The organism is Methylophaga lonarensis MPL (assembly GCF_000349205.1).
In the GTDB taxonomy this organism is placed as follows: domain Bacteria; phylum Pseudomonadota; class Gammaproteobacteria; order Nitrosococcales; family Methylophagaceae; genus Methylophaga; species Methylophaga lonarensis.
Genome location: NZ_APHR01000037.1, coordinates 41,249 through 60,634 on the forward strand (window position 1 = coordinate 41,249; position 19,386 = coordinate 60,634).

Sequence of the window (19,386 nt, forward strand, 5' to 3'; positions counted from 1 at the left end):
GTGATAAGCCATTGTGCGTTTCGAGCCCGACATCAATACAGGAAAGCATCATGTTGGAAGTTAAAAATCTCAGCAAACAGTTTGCTGAGCATACGGCTGTGGACGATATCAGCTTTACGGTGAACGCCGGAGAGGTTTTTTGTTTGTTGGGTGCCAATGGTGCTGGTAAAACCACCACATTGAATATGCTACTGGGTTTTGAAATGCCAAGTGGCGGCAAAGCACTACTGGACGGTGTCGATCTGCTTGCAGATCGTGAGTTAAGAAGAAACAAAATCATGTATGTGCCTGAAAACGTCAATCTTTATGACGAGTTCAGTGCTGTCGAGAACATTGCTTATCTGGCAGAGCTTTCCAATACAGCCACCGCAAACGCCGATATCCATGCTGCACTGAAAACGGCTGGGCTTGCTGAAGAGTTCCATCATCGTTTGGTCGGCGGCTTTTCTAAAGGCATGCGTCAGAAAGTAGCCATTGCCTTTGCCATATTGAAACAAGCTCGATTGGTTTTGATGGATGAGCCGACATCGGGTTTGGACCCGGTCGCCACACGCGACTTTATTGCCGTTGTGCAGACCCTGAAAGCACAACAGGCTTCGGTGTTGATCGTCACCCACGATTTGCAGTGCGCACATTTGTTGGCTGATCAGATCGCCATTATGAGCCGGGGGAAAATTATTGATTTGATTGAAAACAAGGGTGTGTCACTGGAGCGAATTACCCAGCGATACTTCGACAATTTTGCCGCTTGAGCAAGGAATACTTACAGAATGAAATTAAGGACACTTTCAGCAATCATGATCACGGCCAGCAGTGCCATTCCAGCTGTCGTTAATGCTGATGATGACGCAGTTTTACGCAGCCCTGACACGATATTGGTGATTGGCAGCCGCCCTGATTATGCAACGACACACTTGGCTGGTTCACATGATGTCATTTCACGTGAAGAGCTGGCCCAGCTACATATCGATAACACTATGGAGCTGTTTACCAAGGTGCCTGGAGTGTATTTTGCCAGATACAATCAGGGCATCATTAATACTGATATTGGTATTCGTGGTTTTGCTGCCGAAGGCAGCACACCTCATGCAAAACTGCTGATCGATGGCATACCAGCCAATCTGCACAATGGCTACAGCGAGATGGATCAGTTGTTTCCACAGAATATTGATTCGGTTCAGGTGTTCAAGGGCAATAGCGATCCACGCTATGGTGCATTTAACGTCGCCGGTAACTACAACATCACCACCCGATCCGACGTTGGTCGCATGGTCGAGGCGACCGTGGGCAGCTTTAATGCTCGAGAGTTGCAAGCCTATTGGGGTGAGCAGAGTGGTGCACTGCAACACAGCTATTTTGCCGGCTATCGAAAAAGTGGCGGCTATCGGGATAATTTTGATGTTGAAAAATACTCGGTATCCGGACGCTGGTTTTATGATCTCAGTGATCTAACCACGCTGGGCTTTATTGCCCGAGTTGCAGGCTATGATGCCGATGCGCCAGGTTATCTGCCCCGTGATGAAGCCAGACGTCATCCACGTCGCTCTGCAGCTTATGCAAGGCAAGATGGTGGTGACAAATCACAACAGTCTTACAGTCTGCATTTTGATACCGCGCTGTCGGATCAACTCGACTGGTCGGTCAAGGCTTATTACAACACCTACGAACGCGAGCGCTGGGTACGTTTCAGTGAGGCCGGTTCTCTGCAAAATCGTTATGACGATCAATTGCATAAAGGCTTTATTTCTACCCTGGTCTGGGATATCAATGACCAATGGGCCATGACCTGGGGCGTTGATATGGATTACCAGAACGTGGTTGAACAGCGTTTTGGCACCATTGACAATCGCCGAGCACGTGACACCAGTGCGGTATCACGCAATTTCCGTTATAACTTCAATACCAAAGGCAGTTATCTGCAACTCAGCCACTCGCCTAATCAATATATCGACTGGAATGCAGCGGTGCGTGTTGACCGGCTGAATGGTTCGTTCAATCAGCGCGATGCCGCCGGTGTCAAGACATCACGCAGTATTTATGACTTTGGCAGTATTGTTCAACCGAAACTGAACCTGTTTGTGCACCCGACCGATACGGTCACTTTATTTGCCAACTATGGTCGCAGTTTTCAGCATCCGTTTGGTGCTGATGCCTATACCACAGGTGATCGCAATGCCCGCGATGTTTCCATCAATGATGGCTGGGAGCTGGGCGTGATGTGGGCAATGACAGCCGATGTTGATCTGCGGGTTTCCTATTGGCAGCAGGCGGCCAAGGATGAATTTGTGGTGGTGGATGGCACACCGCGCAACGTCGGTAAAACCCTGCGCAAGGGCACAGATGTCGGTGTGAACTGGCAAATCAATCCGGCACTGCTGTTATGGGGCAATATGTCGTTTATCGACTCGGAAATTCGTACCAGCGCCGACGGTAACAAGGGTAATTCATTAAGAAGTATCCCGGACTATGTGGGATCGATGGGCCTGAATTATCTGGTCACACCCAAGCTGACTAGTCGCCTGCATGTCCATACTCAAGGTGGTTCCTACGTTAACGAGCAAAACCGTGGCGGCAAGTTCGGTCAATACACCTTGGTCGATTTGAGCCTTGATTATGATACCGGCTGGGGCAATATTAATTTTCAGGTAAATAATCTGTTCAATCGTTACTACGAATACGTCTATGACTTCGGTGATAGTGGCAGTCCGGTCGACACCATTCACTCCCCAGGTGACGGTATCAATGCCAGCGTTTCCGTGCTGTACCGTTTCTGATGACAGATACGAAAATGATTGCTGGTGTATTTCGTCATGAGCTGCAAAAACAGGCCAGAAGCCGAACCCTTAGGCTGCTTGGACCTTTGTTGCTGTTGTTGACCTTGCTGGTTGCTGCTGCGCATTGGCAGCAGCAGCGGGACTTTACTGAAATGCAGGCACACTGGCAGGCAGAGAACGACGCCGCCTGGCAAGCACAGCCGGATCGGCATCCACATCGCGTTGCGCATTACGGCACGATGGCTTTTCGTACTCTGTCGGCACTTAATTTTCTCGATGCTGGCGTGAATCCGTTTGTCGGCAATGCCTTGTTTCTGGAAGCTCATCGCCAGAACAGCAGTCACTTCAGACAATACATGCACAGTACCGCCTATATGGGCTTGGGCTATCTATCAGCTGCCACCATCATTTTGGTGTTATGGCCGCTGGTGTTGGTGACAATTGCCTTTGCCAGTATCAGTCAGGAGCGCGAACGTGGAACACTGCGTCTATTGCTCAGCATGGGAGTGAGTCTCAGACAGTTATGGCTGGGTAAGGCTGCGGCTTATTTACTGATATCACTGCTTTTTTTGTTGATGATATTTGCCATTGCCCTGTTATTCATGGCCAGTGGCGCGTCTGCCGCGGTTGACATGACTCGACTGTTTGGACTGTTTGTACTGTATCTGGGCTACAGTCTGATATGGATCATGCTCATTCTGACACTGTCGCAATATGCAGCGAGCAGTTATCAAGCCTTGTTGCAGGCGGTACTGCTCTGGGCTGTCCTGGTGGTCATGCTGCCAAAGTTGAGCTTTTCACTGGGAGCGCACTGGTATCCGATGCCAGATAGAGCCAGTTTTGAAGCCCAACTAGAGCAGTTGATTGCAGAGGTTGGCGACTCACATAACCCGGATGATCCTCATTTCAGTGCATTTCGACAGTCCGTGCTCGATGAGTACGGGGTAAGTTCAGTGGAAGATTTGCCAGTCAACTGGCGAGGCCTGGTGATGACAGAGGGTGAACGCATCACCAGTGAAGTCTTCACCGAGCAATATCAACAATTGTTGCAACAGGCAGAGCGACAAAACCGCTTGTTCAGAGGGTTTGCGCTGTTGTCACCTTATATGTTGACTGCCGAGCTGTCATCGCGGCTGGCGGCCAGTGATGCAGCAAGTTTTTATTACTTCGAAGTACAGGCCGAAAGCTATCGCTATGAGCTTATTCAACAGCTCAATCAACTGCATACTTATGAAGTGGATTTGGCTCATGATCGGCAAACACGGTTGAGTCAGGACTTCTGGCAAAACTTTGAGATGTTTGAGTTACCGGAACAGAGTCTCGGTCAATCGCTACAGCAGGGCACTGCTCTGATAGTGACATGGTTAGTCTGGTTGTTACTGTTATCAGGCCTGGGTGGTCGATATAACCAAAGCAGGGGAGCGCGAGTCTGATGCAATCATGGAAGATGGAATTCAGACTGTTGTGGCGATCGCGGATGTCGCGAATGTTTCTGTTGGCTTACCTGATATTGGCATTACTGGCACTGTATTGGGGCCAGCAACGGGTCGATAGGGAACAGACTTTTCATGCACAGGTAGTCGAGCAAACGCAACAGGTGTTGGCAAGCTATCAGGCGGAGGGTGCCGAAGCACTGGATCCTGGCTATCTTGGCTATTACCTGTTTATGCCGGTCTGGCAAACGCCTGAAGTCTGGGCGGGGGTGATTCACGGTGAACGACATGAACATCCGGTGCAATTGCGCATTCGTCTGTTGGGTTTACAGGGGCAGTTACACGCGTCGGAGATTCACAATATCAGTGCCTTGGCTTATGGACATCTGGATCTGGCGTTTGTCTGGTTGTTTGTGATGCCCTTGCTGATAGGTGCCTTGTCAGTCAACTTGCTGGCCGAGGAAAAAATGCGAGGCCGTTGGCCAATCATTGCTGCACAGTCCAGCAATGCTGTGGTGATTCTATGGCGACGTCTGCTGTTACGTTTTGGCATGTTGGCCATCGTAAACAGTGTGGTGTTACTGGCCGTGTTGCTGATCACGCCGGTCAGTTTTGGCATTAGCTGGCTGCTGGTTGCTATGTTGGTGTTGCTGTACCAGTTATTCTGGATGGTACTGGCTGGCTGGATTATCAGCCTGAAACGACAAATGGCCTTTAATACCTTGTTATATCTATGTATTTGGCTGATTTTGAGTTTTGTCATACCGGGCGTTGGCTATCTACTACAAGCTCAGCAGCAACAGGCAGCAGAGCATATCGGCATGATGACCGAGCAGCGCCAGTACATGCATGACCGCTGGGATAGTGATCGACAGGCTGATTTGGATAATTATTTGCAGCGTTTTCCAGAGTGGGCTGATACGGCCCCGCTGGGTGAAGGGTTCGACTGGAAGTGGTATTTCGCCATGCAGCATATGAGCGATCTGATGGTTGAAGACCGCGTTGAGGATTATCGTCAGCAAAGACTAAAGGCACTGCAATTACAACAAGCCTTTTTGTGGAGCTCGCCAGTACTTAATTTGCAGACCTTACTTAACCGAATGGCGGGCAATGACACGCTGGCACATCAGGCGTTTTTGGATCAGGTCATTGCCTACCATGATGAACTGCGCGATTTTTACTATCCGTTTTTGTTTCATGATGCGTCTTTCAGCGAAGCTGATTTTGCCCGGATACCGGCATTTGTCTATCAAGCACCCAAACAGTCATTCCTGCTAATGGGCCTGATGCAGTTTGCTTTGGGATTTGTGTTATTGCTTGGCCTGCTACTGTCACGTCGAAAACACTGGCTAGAGAGTGATTTGTAATGCAGCGTGTACGGACCAACATTATCACTGGATTTCTCGGCACTGGAAAAACAACGGCCATTCGCAAGTTGTTACAACAAAAGCCGTCGAATGAACGCTGGGCGGTGCTGGTCAATGAATTTGGTGAAGTTGGTATAGATGGTGAAATTATCCAGCAGCAGGCAAATGGCCTGCCTCAAGTCAAGGTCAAGGAGGTCCCCGGTGGCTGCATGTGTTGCGCTGCTGGTTTACCGATGACAGTCGCTATCAATGAGCTGATAGGCCGAACAAACCGGCCGGATCGATTATTGATTGAACCCAGCGGCTTGGGCCATCCCGAGGAAGTCATCGCTTTGTTATCACGGGAGCCCTACCAGCAATTACTCGATTTGCAGAGCACGATCACCATGATTGATGCTCGCCACCTTGAAGATCCACGTTACTACAAACATGACATTTATCAGCAACAAATAGCTGTTGCTGACTTGTTGGTAGCAAATAAAACGGACCTGTACCCAGCAGAGCAACTGGAGCGACTAAATCAATTATTGCTGGATCACTATTTGGTGGATGTTCCGGTGGTGAGCACTAGCCAGGCCGAACTAAAGCCGGAATGGCTTGAACAACCGGCCAGATTCAATCAGGCTCGCTGGCAGCGTGAAGTCGAATATCTGTTTGTTGACAGCCATATCGAACAGCTTCCAGCCGGTGGGTATCTACGCAAGCAAAGGCAACAAGCAGGTTTTCATACCGCTGGCTGGCGATTTGAACGCACACTGAATTTTGATCTTCAACAGTTCATCCACTGGGTTCAGCATCTGGAGGTACTTCGACTCAAGGCGCTGATTAATACTGAACAGGGTGGACGCTTGATTCAACGGGTTGAAAAAGAGCTTAGCGTTGAGGCAGTGGCTGAGCCACAAGAAAGCCGAATAGAGATGATTTGCGCCACACCGATTTCAGCAGATCAATTACAAAACCAGTTGTTGTCCATACAGAACAAAAAGGCCGAGCATGTCACTCATCAAACTTAGCAATGCACGCGTTTATGACCCAATCCAGAATTTACATGGACAGTTGTCAGATCTTTATATTCAGGATGGCAAAATCATCAGTGCCGAAATGGCGGCAGGGCAGACCTGCAGCACGACATACGACTTGAAGGGCGCCGTGACGATGGCGGGAGCCATTGATGTACACAGCCATATCGCCGGTGGCAATGTGAATACCGCCAGATTGTTGCTGCCAGATCAACATCGTAATCATATGCAACGCAATCTCAATTTGCCGTTTGCCAATGCACGCTGGTCTGCTGCCGAAACCGGTTATCGTTATGCGCAAATGGGTTATACCATGGTGGTTGAGCCTGCGATGTTGCCGGTCAATGCACCTCAGGTACATCATGAAATGGCATCAATCCCTGTGATCGATACCGCAGCACTGGCAATTCTTGGCAGTGATGATTTGTTGGTCAATATGTTGCGCAGTGGGGCTTCACAACAACAAATCAATGACTATGTCGCCTGGACGGTGACGCATACCAAGGCGCTTGGACTCAAAGTCATCAACGCCGGTGGTTCCCAGGCCTTTAAAGCCAATGTATCAACATTCGGACTGGATGATGAGGTGCCTGAGTATGGCGTCAGCTCCAGACAGATTTTGCAGAAACTGCAAATGGCAGTCATGCAAACGGGCATTGAGCATCCGGTGCATGTGCACTGTAATAATCTGGGCACGCCGGGCAATGTGCAAACCGCGATAGACACCATGGAAGCAGCGGCGGGCATGCCGATGCATTTGGCACATGTACAGTTTTATGGCTACGGCGATGAAGGACAGCGCGGTTTTTCTTCAGCGGCTCCCAGATTAATGGAAGCATTTAATCGACATCCCAATATCACCATGGACGTGGGTCAGGTTTTGTTTGGTCAGACAGTCACTTTGTCTGGCGACATCATGGCTCAATTTTCCCGTCGCTATGATGCCAGTCCCGGCAAGTGGGCGATGTGGCATGCTGAATGTGAAGGCAGCGGTGGTATCGTGCCTTACCATTACAAAAAAGCCAGTTTTATCAATGGTCTGCAATGGGCTATTGGCCTGGAAATATTTCTGCTATCTGGTGATCCCTGGCGATTATTTTTCACCACTGATCATCCCAATGGTGCGCCTTTCACCCGTTACCCCGAACTGATGCGTTTGCTGATGGATCGTGATTATCGTTTGGCCTGTCTGGCAGAACTGCATCCGGATATTGCCGAGATGACTTTGCTGAAGGACATTCAGCAAGAATATTCAATGTCGGATATCGCGGTGATGACCCGCGCCGCGCCAGCCAAACTGTTGGGTTTGACCGATCGTGGACATCTTGCGCCAGGTGCGATTGCGGATATCGCGGTTTATACAGAACAAGATGACAAAACCGCCATGTTCGCCCGTGCCGACATGTTGTTTCGAAATGGCGAGCTGGTGATGGACAAGGGTGAGCTGTTATCAGCCAAACCGGGACAGACAGTGGCCGTCAGCCCTGGCTATGACAGGCATATCGAACGGACAATACAAGACTATTTTGATCGCTTCTACAGTCTCAAACTGAACAATTACGGCGTTGATGACGGACTGATTTCTGACCAGCCGGAACGGTTCGTGCTGGCCAGTTGAATCAATCATTACTCGGTATAGAGATAGACCTGATCAGCAAACAGTGAGTAGGCGGATACGGCGATTTCGTTTTCGACCAGTGAAGTTCTTAACAGGCCTTCAACCCAGTAGGGTTCATAGATGCTGTCGATAGTAATGCCGCCCGGCACATGAACGTAAATGATTTGATTGGGTGGTGGTGGCGGATAATGGATGCATGCGCCAAAATAGGGCACCAGAAAGAACTCGGTGACTTGTTGCTTGTCATTCATTTCAACCGGAACAGCAAAGCCGGGAAGTCTGATTTGACGATTATCGTAAGCTTCGACAACTTGCGTTGAAGAAAGCGCTTGCTGATAACGACTGTCACCAGACATTTCAAGCGCGCCGAGGATTTGGTTACTGATTTGATCCTCAAACGAGCCGTCTTCAATGTCATCCAGCCAGGAGGGAGGGTCAAGTAGTGCGGCAAGATCGTCTGCCGGAATGAGTTCGACCCATTCGATCTCTTCATACTCGGCATAGGCATTGTGCGTCAGGAATACGCTGCAAAACATCAGCAGTAGCAGCGTTGAAAAACGTTGAAGTGTAATCATCATAGGGTGCTTTTTTAGTGACTATGCATGTCTGAACCAACAAGCGGGAGTTATTGTGCAGCAGAATACAACCCAGTGTACAGCGATTGATATTCACAATCTGTGCTTTAGTTATGACAAAAAATCATCAACGAATATCCTTGAGATCGAACGTTGGCAAGTTAATGCCGGAGAACGGGTCTTTGTACACGGGCCGTCTGGCAGTGGCAAATCAACCCTGCTGAATTTATTGGCCGGTGTACTCAAGCCTCAGCGCGGAGAAATCAGCGTATGTGGACAGGCGCTGCACAGCATGTCTGGTCGGCAACGCGATGTGTTTCGGGCGCGTCATGTGGGTCTGGTATTTCAGCAATTTAATCTGATTCCTTATTTGACAGTGAGAGATAATATCCAACTGGTGCGTTATCACACACATACGTCGTCAAAGCTGGATGAGGCCATCATTACACTCTTTGATGGGCTGCAACTCGACCCGATACTGATGGACAGACGCGCCGATGCACTCAGTGTGGGACAACAACAGCGTGTTGCCATTGCCAGAGCCTTAATCAATCAGCCTGAATTACTAATTGTCGATGAACCCACCTCTGCACTTGATATGGCTGCGCGAGACAGCTTTATGCAATTGCTGCTGGCATTACCCGGGGCAGAAGACAGAACGCTGGTGTTTGTCAGTCATGATCCTGGCTTAGCCGACTATTTTTCACTCAAGGTCGAAATGCAACAACTCAGCAAGCATAAGGAGCTGGCAGATGCTGTTTAAACTGGCCTGGAAAAGCTTGTTGGAAAGAAAAGTCAGCATGATGCTGACGGTGTTAATGATTGCGGTGAGCGCTTTTGTATTGCTCAGTGTCGAGACCATTCGCTATCAGGCGAAAGAGAGCTTCAGTCAGACCGTTTCCGGCGTGGATCTGATCGTTGGCGCCAGAACCGGGCAGTTAAATTTACTGCTGTATTCGGTGTTTCACATTGGTCATCCCAATAACAACATCTCCTGGCAAAGTTATCAGGACATTGCCAGCCACCAGGCCGTGGAATGGACAATTCCACTGTCGCTGGGAGATTCACATCGCGGCTATCGCGTCATTGGCACAAGCGATGCTTTTTTTGAGCATTTCCGTTATGCCAACAGACAATCACTAAAGTTTGCCGATGGGCGACCATTCGATGACACTTTTGACGTGGTGATCGGTGCCGCTGTTGCCAGACAATTAGGTTATGAATTAGGCCGAAAAATTGTGCTTGCCCATGGCATTGCAGCCGTCAGTTTCAGTCAGCATGATGATTACCCGTTTGAGATAGTGGGCATCTTGGCGCCGACGGGTACCCCGATTGATCAATCACTGTTTGTCAGTCTGAATGGTATAGAGGCTATCCATGTCAACTGGCAGCACGGTGCGCCCATACCCGGATCAGGCAGAGTTGATCCTGACAGTGTTGATCTGACACCTGACTCCATTACTGCATTTATGGTCGGCCTCACTTCGAGAATTCAGACATTCAATGTGCAGCGCATGGTCAATGATTATCGTCAGGAAGCACTGATGGCGATTCTTCCCGGCGCAACACTCAGTGAATTGTGGCGAATGCTCGGTTCAGTTGAAAATCTGTTGCGATTGATTTCGATGCTGGTACTCACAGGCGCCTTGTTTGGCATGTGTAATATGTTACTGGCATCAATGCGTGAGCGACGCTATGAAATGTCGGTACTTCGGGCACTGGGTTATGGTCCGTGGACAGTCTTCAGCCTATTGCAACTGGAAGCGCTGATCATGTCCGTGGTTGCGATATTAGTGGCGGTTGCCGGACTGCATTTAGCTGTGCATATCATGCATGATCAGCTAATGGTCGATTACAGTCTGCATTTGTCAGGACAACTGCTTAACAGCGAACTGTGGCAAATGATTGGCTTGATATTGGTGGCGACTTTTGTGGTTGCGCTATTGCCTGCCGTCAGTGCTTATCGACATGCTTTGCATACCAATCTGGGACGCTGATAAACGCGTTGCTAGATGAGTCTTAATGCAGGCAAATGACTACGAATGTGGTTTTTGATTTCCTCGACACTGACTCGAAACACCAGCGGATAGATGTGTTGCTGACTGTTGGGTTCAATGATCGGGGTGATTTCATAGCCTTCCAGAAATAGCTCGACGCGAGCCTGACAGACTTTTTGGATGCCACCACTAAAGGCCTGATTGTCGGCGGCACTGGATTGATCTTCGCCCACCGTCCATTCGAGTTCCTGCCATTGTTGATAGCAGTGATCGGTCAGTTGTGTGACCAGCTGGTTAGTGCGTTCGGCATGATCAATCGGCGACTGCTGTACATCAGTTGTCTGATCACAGCCAGCCAGTAATAATGCCATGGCACACAATGCTGATAATCTCTGCATGTTTCATCTCAGCCTCGAAGACATTGACTGAAAAATACCACCAAACCAAAATTCAATCCAATATCGGAGAGTAATCAGCTTAGATTTTTAGTCTATCAAGTCATCGGCAAAACATTGACTGGAGGCAAAAGTGACAGAGTTTTCAATAACTGGCTGGGTGCTGCTTGTCATTTTGGCAGTTATCGGCGGTGGCATGACTGGCTTGTTTGCCGGTTACATGTATCAACTCGGTAAGAAGCGCTTTGGTCATGCATTAGCGTTCTCGCTCAATATGGTGTTTTGGGTGGTCGCGCTCTGGGCTTTGTTCGGCCTTGGTCGCGAAGATAACCTGTTCTTGTTTTATTGCCTGTTGCTGCTGTTTTATGCACTGGGCATGTTGTTTTCCAACTTTCCTCCGACCCGCAATCAGCAAGCCGACGCTATCTATGAGCCGGAGAACAGACCTTGAGATCACAAGCCTCTAGTCTGTTTTACTGTCGCGAAACAGACATCGACTGAACCGCTCGGCAATCGATAATTTGAAATCCAGCAATTGCCGAGTGGCTTGGTATTGATGAGAACGATCATTGAGCCAGAAGCCAAACGTTGCGATGTAGATACTGGTCAGTGCTGTCTCTTCCAGTGCCCGGCGTGGCAGAGGTGCATTGCGCTGCGCGGCCTCGCGTAACCATTGCACCGTGCGACTGATTCGCATAATCGCAGGAAACTGGATGTGCACATGACCAAACTCAAGTTTGGCGGCGATCATTTGTCGGGTGACTTGCTGTTGTTTGCCTAAAGCCTCAAACCAGGCCATCAGACAATGAACGATTTTTTGGCGTGCCGACATCTCTAAGAAACCGGTTTGCTCACAAGCGTCAAGCATCGCTTGATCGGCACGGTCAAACCAGGCATCAACTATGGCATCTTTCTCGTTAAATTGTGATCGTATGTCATTGAGGCTGATGCCAAGTTTTTCTGCGACTTGATAAAGTCTGAGCGATTCCCAGTCTGACTGGGCGGCCAGCATGACAGCTGTGTCAATAATGGCATCGGTGAGGGGTGTTTCAGACATCAGATTATTCCTCTGCACTCATGGCACCAGAATAATCTGCAAACGCTAAAAACACAAAAGCCCCGGGGTTACCGGGGCTTTTGCAGGCATATCGCTCTAATTAGCGATTGCAGATATACATAGTGACTTCAAAGCCGAAACGCATATCTGAGTATTCTGGTTTAGTCCACATGGTCGTATCCTCAACTGATTGATGTGTGTGGTCATCCGTTCAGATTCAACCACAGCTTCATGTTAACTTGGCCGCTAATATTAAAAATCAGCTTGATACTCGATTATGGTCAGGATTTTTCTGAACATAAAAAAAAGCCCTGCTGAAAATCAGCAGGGCTTTTTGGTAAGCGTCTATCGTGGACTATTACAGTCTGACGATGTTTTCGGCTTGTGGACCTTTTTGGCCTTGAGTCACAGTGAACTCAACGCGTTGGCCTTCGGCCAGGCTTTTGAAACCTTCGCCTTGGATTTGGCTGAAGTGAGCAAAAACGTCAGGGCCGTTTTCTTGTTCGATGAAACCGAAGCCTTTAGCGTCGTTAAACCATTTTACGGTACCAGTAGAAGTAGCCATGTTAAATTTCCTATTCGTAAATATAAAAACTGCCCAGTTGGGCCTCGCTGGAAAAGAGCATGATTGTTACAAACAGGACGAGCTACGGCAGCGGTGACACTTAAGGTAAAACTTCGAAATGCGTAAATAATCATCAAGCGGTTTTCAAGCAATTGATACTGTATAGGGATTTTTAAACAAGGTCAAAACATTTTAACAGCCTGATTTTTATTATTTTGATGCCTTTAAAAGGCGACTTTTCAGTGATTCCCAGAAGGCCGTCAGCTTGCCGCTCTCCAGGAACATTTCTCAAGCGTGAATATTTTTACAAATATCTGATTTATATAATCTTTATGGGTATATGTCTGGGTGAGTTGACAGATAATTACCCTATTGATTGTGATGATAATAGCTGTTAGCGTGGGTATGCAGCTGATGCAATGAGAGGAGAATTCCAATGGCAATGATGAAAGCGGCGGTGTTTGTCGAACCCGGGCGAATTGAAATCGAAGATAAACCCATTCCGGATGTTGGGCCCAATGAAGCCTTGATCAGAATCACGACGACGACAATCTGTGGAACAGATGTGCATATCCTGAAAGGGGAATACCCGGTCGCGCCTGGATTGACCATCGGTCATGAGCCAGTCGGTGTGATTGAAAAGCTAGGACGTAATGTTCAGGGATATCAGGAAGGACAGCGTGTGATTGCTGGTGCCATCTGTCCAAGTTTTTCCTCTTATGCCTGTCAGGATGGCTGTTCGGCTCAAGATGGTGGTTCACACAGTCATGGCTACAAACCCATGGGGGGCTGGCGTTTTGGCAACACCATTGACGGTGCACAAGCCGAGTATCTTTTAGTGCCGGATGCTCAGGCCAATTTGTCACCAGTTCCTGAAAATCTAAGTGATGAGCAGGTGTTAATGTGTCCTGACATCATGTCCACTGGTTTTGCTGGCGCAGAATCAGCCAATATCCGTATTGGTGACATAGTGGCGGTGTTTGCCCAAGGTCCCATTGGCCTGTGTGCAACAGCAGGTGCTCGCTTACGCGGAGCGAGTCTGATTATTGCGGTCGATGGAGTGGATGAGCGGCTTACCATGGCCAAGCAAATGGGCGCAGACATCACACTGGATTTTCGTAAAGATGATGTGGTCGCCGAGATCATGAAACTGACCGGTGGTCGCGGGGTGGATGCCTCGATAGAGGCGCTTGGCTTGCAGCAGACATTTGAGTCGGCACTTCGAGTGCTTAAACCTGGCGGCACCCTGTCTAGCCTCGGGGTGTACTCCGGCAATCTGACTATCCCGCTTGATGCTTTTTGTGCGGGCCTTGGCGACCATAAAATCATCACTTCATTGTGTCCTGGAGGCAAGGAACGCATGCGCAGGTTGATGGATATTATTGCTTCGGGACGTCTGGATCTTGGAGCGATGGTGACTCATCGTTTCAAACTTGAGCAGATAAAAGAGGCCTATGAGCTGTTTTCACATCAGCGTGATGGCGTACTCAAGGTCGCCATTGAGACCTGAAATCTCTTTCTCGGTCCCTATTGAGGAACTCACTATTTTGGATCTGGTCGGCTAATACTTGTTGGTAAAGATACAAGGAGCATCATGAAATTAGTATCACTTGCATCCGCCGTTGTACTGATGACTGTCCCACAGCTGCATGCAGCAGAATCAGAGCGTGTCTGGTCTGCGATTGGTAAAGAAGGCGGTGTCAGTTTCTTTGCAGACCTGACCACTATTGATCGACAGTCAGGCAATGCCACTATGTGGATGTTGTCAGACTTTGCTGAGGCTAGAGAAGATCGCAGCAGTGGCGAAGCGTTCGTTTCACAGATGGGTTTTTTTGAATTCGACTGTCAACAAGCCAAGTCGCGTATTCTTTATTATTCACGTCATACTGAACATCAGGCGGGTGGTGAAACAATCTTCGAACGTGATTTACCGGATAACGATTGGCGACCAGTTCCTGAAGAGACGCAGCGGGATGCTGAACGCATGCTTGCCTGTGACTGAGCTGGTTTGATTGGTGATAAAAAAGGGCGCTCATCGAGCGCCCTTTTTATTGGCAAAAACAAACAGCGTTTAATCGTAGCTGTAATGTTTTTTCAGTTGTTTGGTGACGCGCCACATGCTTTTCAGTCCGGCTGGAAATTCTACATAGTCACCAGGAACGATGGTGACAGACGCCGCACCATCTGGAGTGACAACAATTTCACCTTCGAGAATATAGGCTTTTTCGGTTTCATCGAAGTCCAGTCTGAATTCTGTTACCGGGCAATCCCAAGTCTCCCAACTGGCAACGCCAATTTGCTTGAGAAAATCTTCAGTCGGGTTCTTCACAATCTTGATTTCTGGCATAACTATCCTGAATAAACTTAATGATAAATCAGGGTCGAGCGGGGAGACCCTGACTGGAAGCAGGTAACCCAAGGCCTGTTGATCTTTCATCGCTGCCTCCGAAACATCAACAGGCCCTGGTCATTGTTACATGCTGCGGCTGTCAGTCATTGACCGGGGAATAATAGCAAAAAAGCAATCGCATCGGCATAATCTACGACCTGTATTCAGCGCGCATCTTAGTTTGGGAGAGACAACAATGGCCTGGCTCATTAGCAAGTACCTCATTACCGCGGGAATGGTGGTACTGATTTCAGAGATCGCCAAGCGCAGTGACAAACTCGGTGCACTGGTGGCTGCCTTACCTTTAATCACGGTTTTGACCTTGTTATGGCTGTATTTTGAAAAACAGCCGGCGGACAAAATTGCCAATCATGCCTGGTACACGTTTTGGTATGTGATCCCTACATTGCCAATGTTCCTGGTATTTCCTTACATGATGCAACGATATGGCTTCTGGCCAGCGATGCTGGTGTCTATCCCGATCACCATGGGCTCATTTTTGCTGTTTGCACTCATTGTCAAACGTTTCGGCATACACTTGATCTAAAGCCTGTTTTGCAACTTGATACGGGCGGTAGCGTGGTCTCCACAGGTGTTGTTTGATTGCGTGGTGAATCTGTGAATCATCCATCTCTGCTGCCAGACCTTGCGATTGTGCGACCTTGATAACACTGAACGCAATCGTCTGACTGAGTTCGAACACGTCATCAAGTGCAGGCAACAGTGCCGGATTCTCGCCAGCAGACTGACCAGCCGGTGAAGCTTCTGCCAATACCTCACTGGCCTGTGTCAGCATCTCATCAGTGATAGAGTGAATGTTGCCTGCAATGACTGCAAGGCCAATACCGGGGAAAATATAACTGTTATTACACTGGGCAATCGGTATCCATTGATCATTTAGTTTTACCGGTTTAAATGGGCTGCCGGTGGCGATGATCGCCTGCCCTTGGGTCCAGTGCAGCAAATCTGAAGGCACTGCTTCAACGCGACTTGAAGGGTTACTTAATGGAAAAATAATCGGCCGCTGGCATTGACTGTGAAGTTGTTTGACCATGGCTTCATCAAACAGGCCGGGTTGACCTGAGACACCAATCAGTACTGTGGCAGCACTGAATTTGATAGTGTCAGCCAGGCTGATGAATGTACTGTCGACTGGCCAGTGTTTGAGTTTATCGGCAGATTGAGCCAGTTGCTGTTGGAAGTCGAATAGACCCTGCATATCCGAACTCAGCAATCCCTGTCGGTCTACCATATAAATTCGGCTTCGTGCTTCGGCTTGTGTCAGACCTTCGGCCTGCATTTGAGTGACAATCTGTTCGGCAATGCCGCAGCCCGCAGAGCCGGCACCAGCAAAGACCAGTGTTTGATCTCGCAATTGTTCACCTTTGACCTTGCAGGCTGCCAACAGTGTGCCTACAGTGACGCTGGCTGTTCCCTGGATATCATCATTGAAACAGCAGATCTGTTGCCGATAGCGTTGCAGTAAGGGCAGTGCTTTTTGTTGCTCAAAATCTTCAAATTGCAGCAGCACATCCGGCCACTTAGTCTGAGCAGCCTCGATAAACAGATCCACAAATGCATCGTAGTCATGGTCGCTGATACGCTTGTGTTGCCAGCCGATGTAGAGCGGGTTATCAAGCAATTGGGGATTGTTGGTGCCAACATCAAGCATCACCGGCAGCGTCACTGCCGGGTCAATACCGGCACAGGCGGTGTAGAGTGAAAGTTTGCCAATCGGAATGCCCATTCCGCCTGCACCCTGATCGCCCAAACCCAGAATACGGCTGCCATCAGTGACCACGATAACCTTGATGTCCTGATGATCAACGTTATCAAGCAACTCCTTGATTCGATGTCGATCCGGGTAGCTGATGAACAAGCCTCTGGGGCGGCGGTATATTTCGGAGAATTGCTCGCAGGCCTCACCGACAGTTGGGGTGTAAATCACCGGCATCATTTCATCAAGATGCTGTTCTAGCAGGTAGTAAAAAAGCGTTTCATTGGCATCCTGAAGCATTCGTAAATAGATGTGCTTATTGATGGCCTCGGAAAAGCTATTGTATTGATGGTAGGCGCGGGCGGCTTGTTGTTGCAGGCTTTCGATGCGTCCGGGTAGCAGGCCTTTTAATTTAAAGGCTTCTCGTTCTTCAGCGGTGAACGCTGTGCCTTTGTTGAGCAGTGAATTGGCCAGAAGATCGCTGCCTGTGCTCGAAACAAAAAGTGCTGCTTGTGCTGTCTGCTCTGGCTTTGACATAAAGGACCCTTAGCGTCGAAACTGTTCAAATGTGTTGGCTTCACCATACCTTATGTTGAGATTGGATTGCATCCGGCACAGTCCGATTGGCATGAGGAATTTTTGTTCAGTTGATTGTGTCAGAGACACTAATACAAGCCAAGCGAGATGCCGATGAAAACTCCCCTGACCGTTCTGACGATGCTCAGCCTGAGCCTGTCAATGTCTGCTGCCTTGGCAAGCGACAACCCGCAATGCGAAATGATCGCCGCGCTGACCAGTGATTATTATCACCACAAGCAAAGTGGCAAAAGCTATGACGAAGTCATGCAGCAACACAGGCCGGAGTTTGCCAATGATGAATTTTTAAGAATGGCCGACCTGGCTATCAATCTTGCTTATGCCTTGCCTGACGAGATGTCGGAGAGTGATGTTAAAGAGAAAGTGCATGAAAGCTGTGCCCGGTTTCAGCCATAACTTCGGTGTCACTTGATTTAAGTAAATCAAAGTCGAGCAGACAGATTAGCGCTTGTCAGTAAAGGTTTTAGATAAGGCCAGATGTTTTCCAGCAATTGTGGTTGTGCTGCTTCTGTAGGGTGGAGCCCATCAGCTTGCATCATGGCATCGGCATCATAGACACCTTCAAGGAAAAACGGCAGCAAATCGACCTGATAAGCCTCGGCAAGCTCCCGATATATATCGGCAAAAGCGCGGGTATAACGTGGTCCATAATTGGGCGGTAATTCAATGCCCACCAGGAGGATTCGTGCGTCTGTCAGGGTCATTTGAATCATCTGTTCCAGATTGGCCCGAATCGATGGTAATGGGTGACCTCGCAGACCGTCATTTCCGCCGAGTTCAATGATGACCAAATCCGGCTGGTGTTGTGCAAGCAATCCGGGCAGTCGTGCAAGGCCACCTTCTGTGGTTTCGCCGCTGATACTGGCATTAACCACCTGCCAGTCAGGCGTGTTGTCATCGGAGAGTCTCTCTCGTAACAGGGCAACCCAGCTTTTATCCGTATCAATACCATAGGCAGCACTGAGGCTGTCGCCCACTACCAATAATACGGGTTCAGTTTCACTCGCCTTTAGCGGAGTAGTGAGCCAGAAACTGACACTGAGTAAAAAAATGAAAACTTTCATAGTCAAAAAAGGGATCTCATGCAAACTGTAAGCAACAAAGGAGACGATATGCTCACAGATAGACAATCGGCAAGTGGCAATGACTGCATGATCGAAGTACGCAAGCTGAATCATCACATCACATTGTCTGATCAACAGTTGCCTATCCTTAGCGATATCAACCTGAAAATTGCTTATGGGGAATCTGCCGCCATCGTTGGCCGCTCAGGTTCTGGAAAAACCACATTGCTAGGTCTGATGGCCGGATTGGACACTGCGGTATCCGGTGAAATATGGCTGGATGGACACTCGCTGTTGACCATCAGCGAAGATGAACGCGCCGCTTTACGGGCAAGTCGTGTTGGATTTGTATTTCAATCTTTCCAGTTATTGCCCGCTTTGACTGCGTTGGAAAATGTCATGTTGCCACTGGAGTTGTCAGGGGTTGATTCGGCTCAGCAGCGTGCACAAGATCTATTGAAACGGGTTGGGCTTGAGCAAAGATTACAGCACACGCCGAGGCAATTATCGGGCGGTGAGCAGCAGCGAGTTGCCATTGCGCGTGCTTTTGCAGTGGAGCCGAAAATTTTGTTTGCCGATGAGCCTACTGGAAACCTCGACAGCCAGACCGGCAACACAGTGGCCGAGTTGCTGATGCAACTTAACCGTGAGCAAGGCACAACGCTGGTGATGGTCACTCATGATGAAGCATTGGCTGATCGCTGCGACCGCCAGTTCATCATCGAAGCCGGTCATCTGCATGAGCGACCACAGGGGATGGATGCGTGAAAACTCAACAGCACCATGCCATAGATTTTCAAATATTGAAGGGACATTCGC

The 19,386-nt window shown here is 48.9% G+C and carries 22 protein-coding genes; 14 read left to right on the forward strand and 8 right to left on the reverse strand.

The window, feature by feature from the left end:
- The first annotated feature begins 50 nt into the window (after positions 1-50).
- From MPL1_RS07310 to MPL1_RS07335, 6 genes are read left to right on the forward strand one after another with little or no spacing between them, the layout of a single operon-like run.
- Complete coding sequence (locus MPL1_RS07310; RefSeq protein WP_009726486.1) at positions 51-752, forward strand: ABC transporter ATP-binding protein; 702 nt, start codon at positions 51-53, stop codon at positions 750-752.
- An 18-nt stretch (positions 753-770) separates the two neighbouring features.
- The gene (locus MPL1_RS07315) at positions 771-2,774 is read left to right on the forward strand and encodes a TonB-dependent receptor (RefSeq protein ID WP_009726487.1); all 2,004 of its coding nucleotides are present in this window, start codon (positions 771-773) and stop codon (positions 2,772-2,774) included.
- Positions 2,774-4,207 (forward strand): DUF3526 domain-containing protein, encoded by a 1,434-nt coding sequence (locus MPL1_RS07320; RefSeq protein ID WP_009726488.1) that lies wholly within the window; start codon positions 2,774-2,776, stop codon positions 4,205-4,207. The genes MPL1_RS07315 and MPL1_RS07320 overlap by 1 nt, the downstream gene beginning before the upstream one ends.
- A gap of 44 nt (positions 4,208-4,251) precedes the next feature.
- Complete coding sequence (locus MPL1_RS07325; RefSeq protein WP_235045550.1) at positions 4,252-5,574, forward strand: DUF3526 domain-containing protein; 1,323 nt, start codon at positions 4,252-4,254, stop codon at positions 5,572-5,574.
- Complete coding sequence (locus tag MPL1_RS13700; RefSeq protein WP_009726490.1) at positions 5,574-6,587, forward strand: CobW family GTP-binding protein; 1,014 nt, start codon at positions 5,574-5,576, stop codon at positions 6,585-6,587. The genes MPL1_RS07325 and MPL1_RS13700 overlap by 1 nt, the downstream gene beginning before the upstream one ends.
- Positions 6,568-8,211, forward strand: coding sequence for a formylmethanofuran dehydrogenase subunit A (locus tag MPL1_RS07335; protein WP_009726491.1), 1,644 nt, complete (start codon positions 6,568-6,570; stop codon positions 8,209-8,211). Before MPL1_RS13700 ends, MPL1_RS07335 begins: the two co-directional genes overlap by 20 nt.
- An 8-nt stretch (positions 8,212-8,219) precedes the next feature.
- Here the strand turns inward: MPL1_RS07335 and MPL1_RS07340 are convergent, their stop codons facing one another.
- Entirely contained in the window at positions 8,220-8,789 is a 570-nt protein-coding gene (locus MPL1_RS07340) for a DUF3299 domain-containing protein (protein ID WP_009726492.1), read from the reverse strand.
- Positions 8,790-8,841: 52 nt separating this feature from the next.
- Here MPL1_RS07340 and MPL1_RS07345 point away from each other — a divergent pair, with 52 nt between their 5' ends.
- Positions 8,842-9,549 (forward strand): ABC transporter ATP-binding protein, encoded by a 708-nt coding sequence (locus tag MPL1_RS07345; protein WP_009726493.1) that lies wholly within the window; start codon positions 8,842-8,844, stop codon positions 9,547-9,549.
- Entirely contained in the window at positions 9,539-10,783 is a 1,245-nt protein-coding gene (locus MPL1_RS07350) for an ABC transporter permease (protein ID WP_009726494.1), read from the forward strand. The genes MPL1_RS07345 and MPL1_RS07350 overlap by 11 nt, the downstream gene beginning before the upstream one ends.
- An 11-nt stretch (positions 10,784-10,794) precedes the next feature.
- On the opposite strand, the gene MPL1_RS07355 is transcribed toward MPL1_RS07350, so the two are convergent.
- Positions 10,795-11,181, reverse strand: a complete 387-nt coding sequence (locus MPL1_RS07355) for a hypothetical protein (RefSeq protein ID WP_051057034.1) — start codon at positions 11,179-11,181, stop codon at positions 10,795-10,797.
- A gap of 130 nt (positions 11,182-11,311) precedes the next feature.
- Here MPL1_RS07355 and MPL1_RS07360 point away from each other — a divergent pair, with 130 nt between their 5' ends.
- On the forward strand, positions 11,312-11,629 hold the full coding sequence (locus MPL1_RS07360) for a hypothetical protein (protein ID WP_009726496.1): 318 nt from the start codon (positions 11,312-11,314) through the stop codon (positions 11,627-11,629).
- Between the two features lie 12 nt (positions 11,630-11,641).
- Here MPL1_RS07360 and MPL1_RS07365 read toward each other — a convergent pair whose 3' ends face one another.
- From MPL1_RS07365 to MPL1_RS13445, 3 genes are all read right to left on the reverse strand, one after another.
- Positions 11,642-12,235 (reverse strand): TetR/AcrR family transcriptional regulator, encoded by a 594-nt coding sequence (locus MPL1_RS07365; protein ID WP_009726497.1) that lies wholly within the window; start codon positions 12,233-12,235, stop codon positions 11,642-11,644.
- Positions 12,236-12,335: 100 nt separating this feature from the next.
- Entirely contained in the window at positions 12,336-12,407 is a 72-nt protein-coding gene (gene pqqA, locus MPL1_RS13440; RefSeq protein WP_081443609.1) for a pyrroloquinoline quinone precursor peptide PqqA, read from the reverse strand.
- Between the two features lie 186 nt (positions 12,408-12,593).
- Positions 12,594-12,800 (reverse strand): cold-shock protein, encoded by a 207-nt coding sequence (locus MPL1_RS13445; RefSeq protein WP_009726498.1) that lies wholly within the window; start codon positions 12,798-12,800, stop codon positions 12,594-12,596.
- Positions 12,801-13,236: 436 nt separating this feature from the next.
- Between MPL1_RS13445 and MPL1_RS07375 the strand changes: the two genes are divergently transcribed.
- The gene (locus MPL1_RS07375) at positions 13,237-14,310 is read left to right on the forward strand and encodes an NAD(P)-dependent alcohol dehydrogenase (protein ID WP_009726499.1); all 1,074 of its coding nucleotides are present in this window, start codon (positions 13,237-13,239) and stop codon (positions 14,308-14,310) included.
- A gap of 84 nt (positions 14,311-14,394) precedes the next feature.
- Positions 14,395-14,802, forward strand: coding sequence for a surface-adhesin E family protein (locus tag MPL1_RS07380; RefSeq protein WP_009726500.1), 408 nt, complete (start codon positions 14,395-14,397; stop codon positions 14,800-14,802).
- 69 nt (positions 14,803-14,871) lie between these two features.
- Here MPL1_RS07380 and MPL1_RS07385 read toward each other — a convergent pair whose 3' ends face one another.
- A complete protein-coding gene (locus tag MPL1_RS07385; protein WP_235045551.1) occupies positions 14,872-15,237 on the reverse strand; it encodes a cupin domain-containing protein in 366 nt (121 codons plus the stop codon).
- 148 nt (positions 15,238-15,385) lie between these two features.
- Here MPL1_RS07385 and MPL1_RS07390 point away from each other — a divergent pair, with 148 nt between their 5' ends.
- Positions 15,386-15,736, forward strand: coding sequence for a DUF3147 family protein (locus MPL1_RS07390; protein WP_009726502.1), 351 nt, complete (start codon positions 15,386-15,388; stop codon positions 15,734-15,736).
- Here the strand turns inward: MPL1_RS07390 and MPL1_RS07395 are convergent.
- Entirely contained in the window at positions 15,683-17,443 is a 1,761-nt protein-coding gene (locus MPL1_RS07395; protein ID WP_009726503.1) for an NAD-dependent malic enzyme, read from the reverse strand. The two genes, MPL1_RS07390 and MPL1_RS07395, sit on opposite strands and share 54 nt — an antisense overlap.
- Before the next feature lie 153 nt (positions 17,444-17,596).
- Here MPL1_RS07395 and MPL1_RS07400 point away from each other — a divergent pair, with 153 nt between their 5' ends.
- Complete coding sequence (locus tag MPL1_RS07400) at positions 17,597-17,899, forward strand: hypothetical protein (protein ID WP_009726504.1); 303 nt, start codon at positions 17,597-17,599, stop codon at positions 17,897-17,899.
- A gap of 26 nt (positions 17,900-17,925) precedes the next feature.
- Here the strand turns inward: MPL1_RS07400 and MPL1_RS07405 are convergent, their stop codons facing one another.
- Positions 17,926-18,567: an arylesterase gene (locus tag MPL1_RS07405; protein WP_009726505.1), complete on the reverse strand. Its 642-nt coding sequence runs from the start codon at positions 18,565-18,567 to the stop codon at positions 17,926-17,928.
- Between the two features lie 48 nt (positions 18,568-18,615).
- Here MPL1_RS07405 and MPL1_RS07410 point away from each other — a divergent pair, with 48 nt between their 5' ends.
- Positions 18,616-19,335, forward strand: a complete 720-nt coding sequence (locus MPL1_RS07410; RefSeq protein WP_009726506.1) for an ABC transporter ATP-binding protein — start codon at positions 18,616-18,618, stop codon at positions 19,333-19,335.
- The last annotated feature ends 51 nt before the right edge of the window (positions 19,336-19,386 follow it).

What these genes read in the sequence shown, in the direction of transcription:
- MPL1_RS07405 (WP_009726505.1), bottom strand. Translation starts at nt 18,567, where the DNA reads ATGAAAGTTTTCATTTTTTTACTCAGTGTCAGTTTCTGGCTCACTACT.
- MPL1_RS07380 (WP_009726500.1), top strand. Translation starts at nt 14,395, where the DNA reads ATGAAATTAGTATCACTTGCATCCGCCGTTGTACTGATGACTGTCCCA.
- MPL1_RS07315 (WP_009726487.1), top strand. Translation starts at nt 771, where the DNA reads ATGAAATTAAGGACACTTTCAGCAATCATGATCACGGCCAGCAGTGCC.
- MPL1_RS13445 (WP_009726498.1), bottom strand. Translation starts at nt 12,800, where the DNA reads ATGGCTACTTCTACTGGTACCGTAAAATGGTTTAACGACGCTAAAGGC.
- MPL1_RS13700 (WP_009726490.1), top strand. Translation starts at nt 5,574, where the DNA reads ATGCAGCGTGTACGGACCAACATTATCACTGGATTTCTCGGCACTGGA.
- MPL1_RS07410 (WP_009726506.1), top strand. Translation starts at nt 18,616, where the DNA reads ATGCTCACAGATAGACAATCGGCAAGTGGCAATGACTGCATGATCGAA.
- MPL1_RS07355 (WP_051057034.1), bottom strand. Translation starts at nt 11,181, where the DNA reads ATGCAGAGATTATCAGCATTGTGTGCCATGGCATTATTACTGGCTGGC.
- MPL1_RS07365 (WP_009726497.1), bottom strand. Translation starts at nt 12,235, where the DNA reads ATGTCTGAAACACCCCTCACCGATGCCATTATTGACACAGCTGTCATG.
- MPL1_RS07320 (WP_009726488.1), top strand. Translation starts at nt 2,774, where the DNA reads ATGACAGATACGAAAATGATTGCTGGTGTATTTCGTCATGAGCTGCAA.
- MPL1_RS07375 (WP_009726499.1), top strand. Translation starts at nt 13,237, where the DNA reads ATGGCAATGATGAAAGCGGCGGTGTTTGTCGAACCCGGGCGAATTGAA.
- MPL1_RS07400 (WP_009726504.1), top strand. Translation starts at nt 17,597, where the DNA reads ATGAAAACTCCCCTGACCGTTCTGACGATGCTCAGCCTGAGCCTGTCA.
- MPL1_RS07340 (WP_009726492.1), bottom strand. Translation starts at nt 8,789, where the DNA reads ATGATGATTACACTTCAACGTTTTTCAACGCTGCTACTGCTGATGTTT.
- MPL1_RS07310 (WP_009726486.1), top strand. Translation starts at nt 51, where the DNA reads ATGTTGGAAGTTAAAAATCTCAGCAAACAGTTTGCTGAGCATACGGCT.
- MPL1_RS07395 (WP_009726503.1), bottom strand. Translation starts at nt 17,443, where the DNA reads ATGTCAAAGCCAGAGCAGACAGCACAAGCAGCACTTTTTGTTTCGAGC.
- MPL1_RS07385 (WP_235045551.1), bottom strand. Translation starts at nt 15,237, where the DNA reads ATGAAAGATCAACAGGCCTTGGGTTACCTGCTTCCAGTCAGGGTCTCC.
- MPL1_RS07350 (WP_009726494.1), top strand. Translation starts at nt 9,539, where the DNA reads ATGCTGTTTAAACTGGCCTGGAAAAGCTTGTTGGAAAGAAAAGTCAGC.
- MPL1_RS07335 (WP_009726491.1), top strand. Translation starts at nt 6,568, where the DNA reads ATGTCACTCATCAAACTTAGCAATGCACGCGTTTATGACCCAATCCAG.
- MPL1_RS07325 (WP_235045550.1), top strand. Translation starts at nt 4,252, where the DNA reads ATGTCGCGAATGTTTCTGTTGGCTTACCTGATATTGGCATTACTGGCA.
- MPL1_RS07390 (WP_009726502.1), top strand. Translation starts at nt 15,386, where the DNA reads ATGGCCTGGCTCATTAGCAAGTACCTCATTACCGCGGGAATGGTGGTA.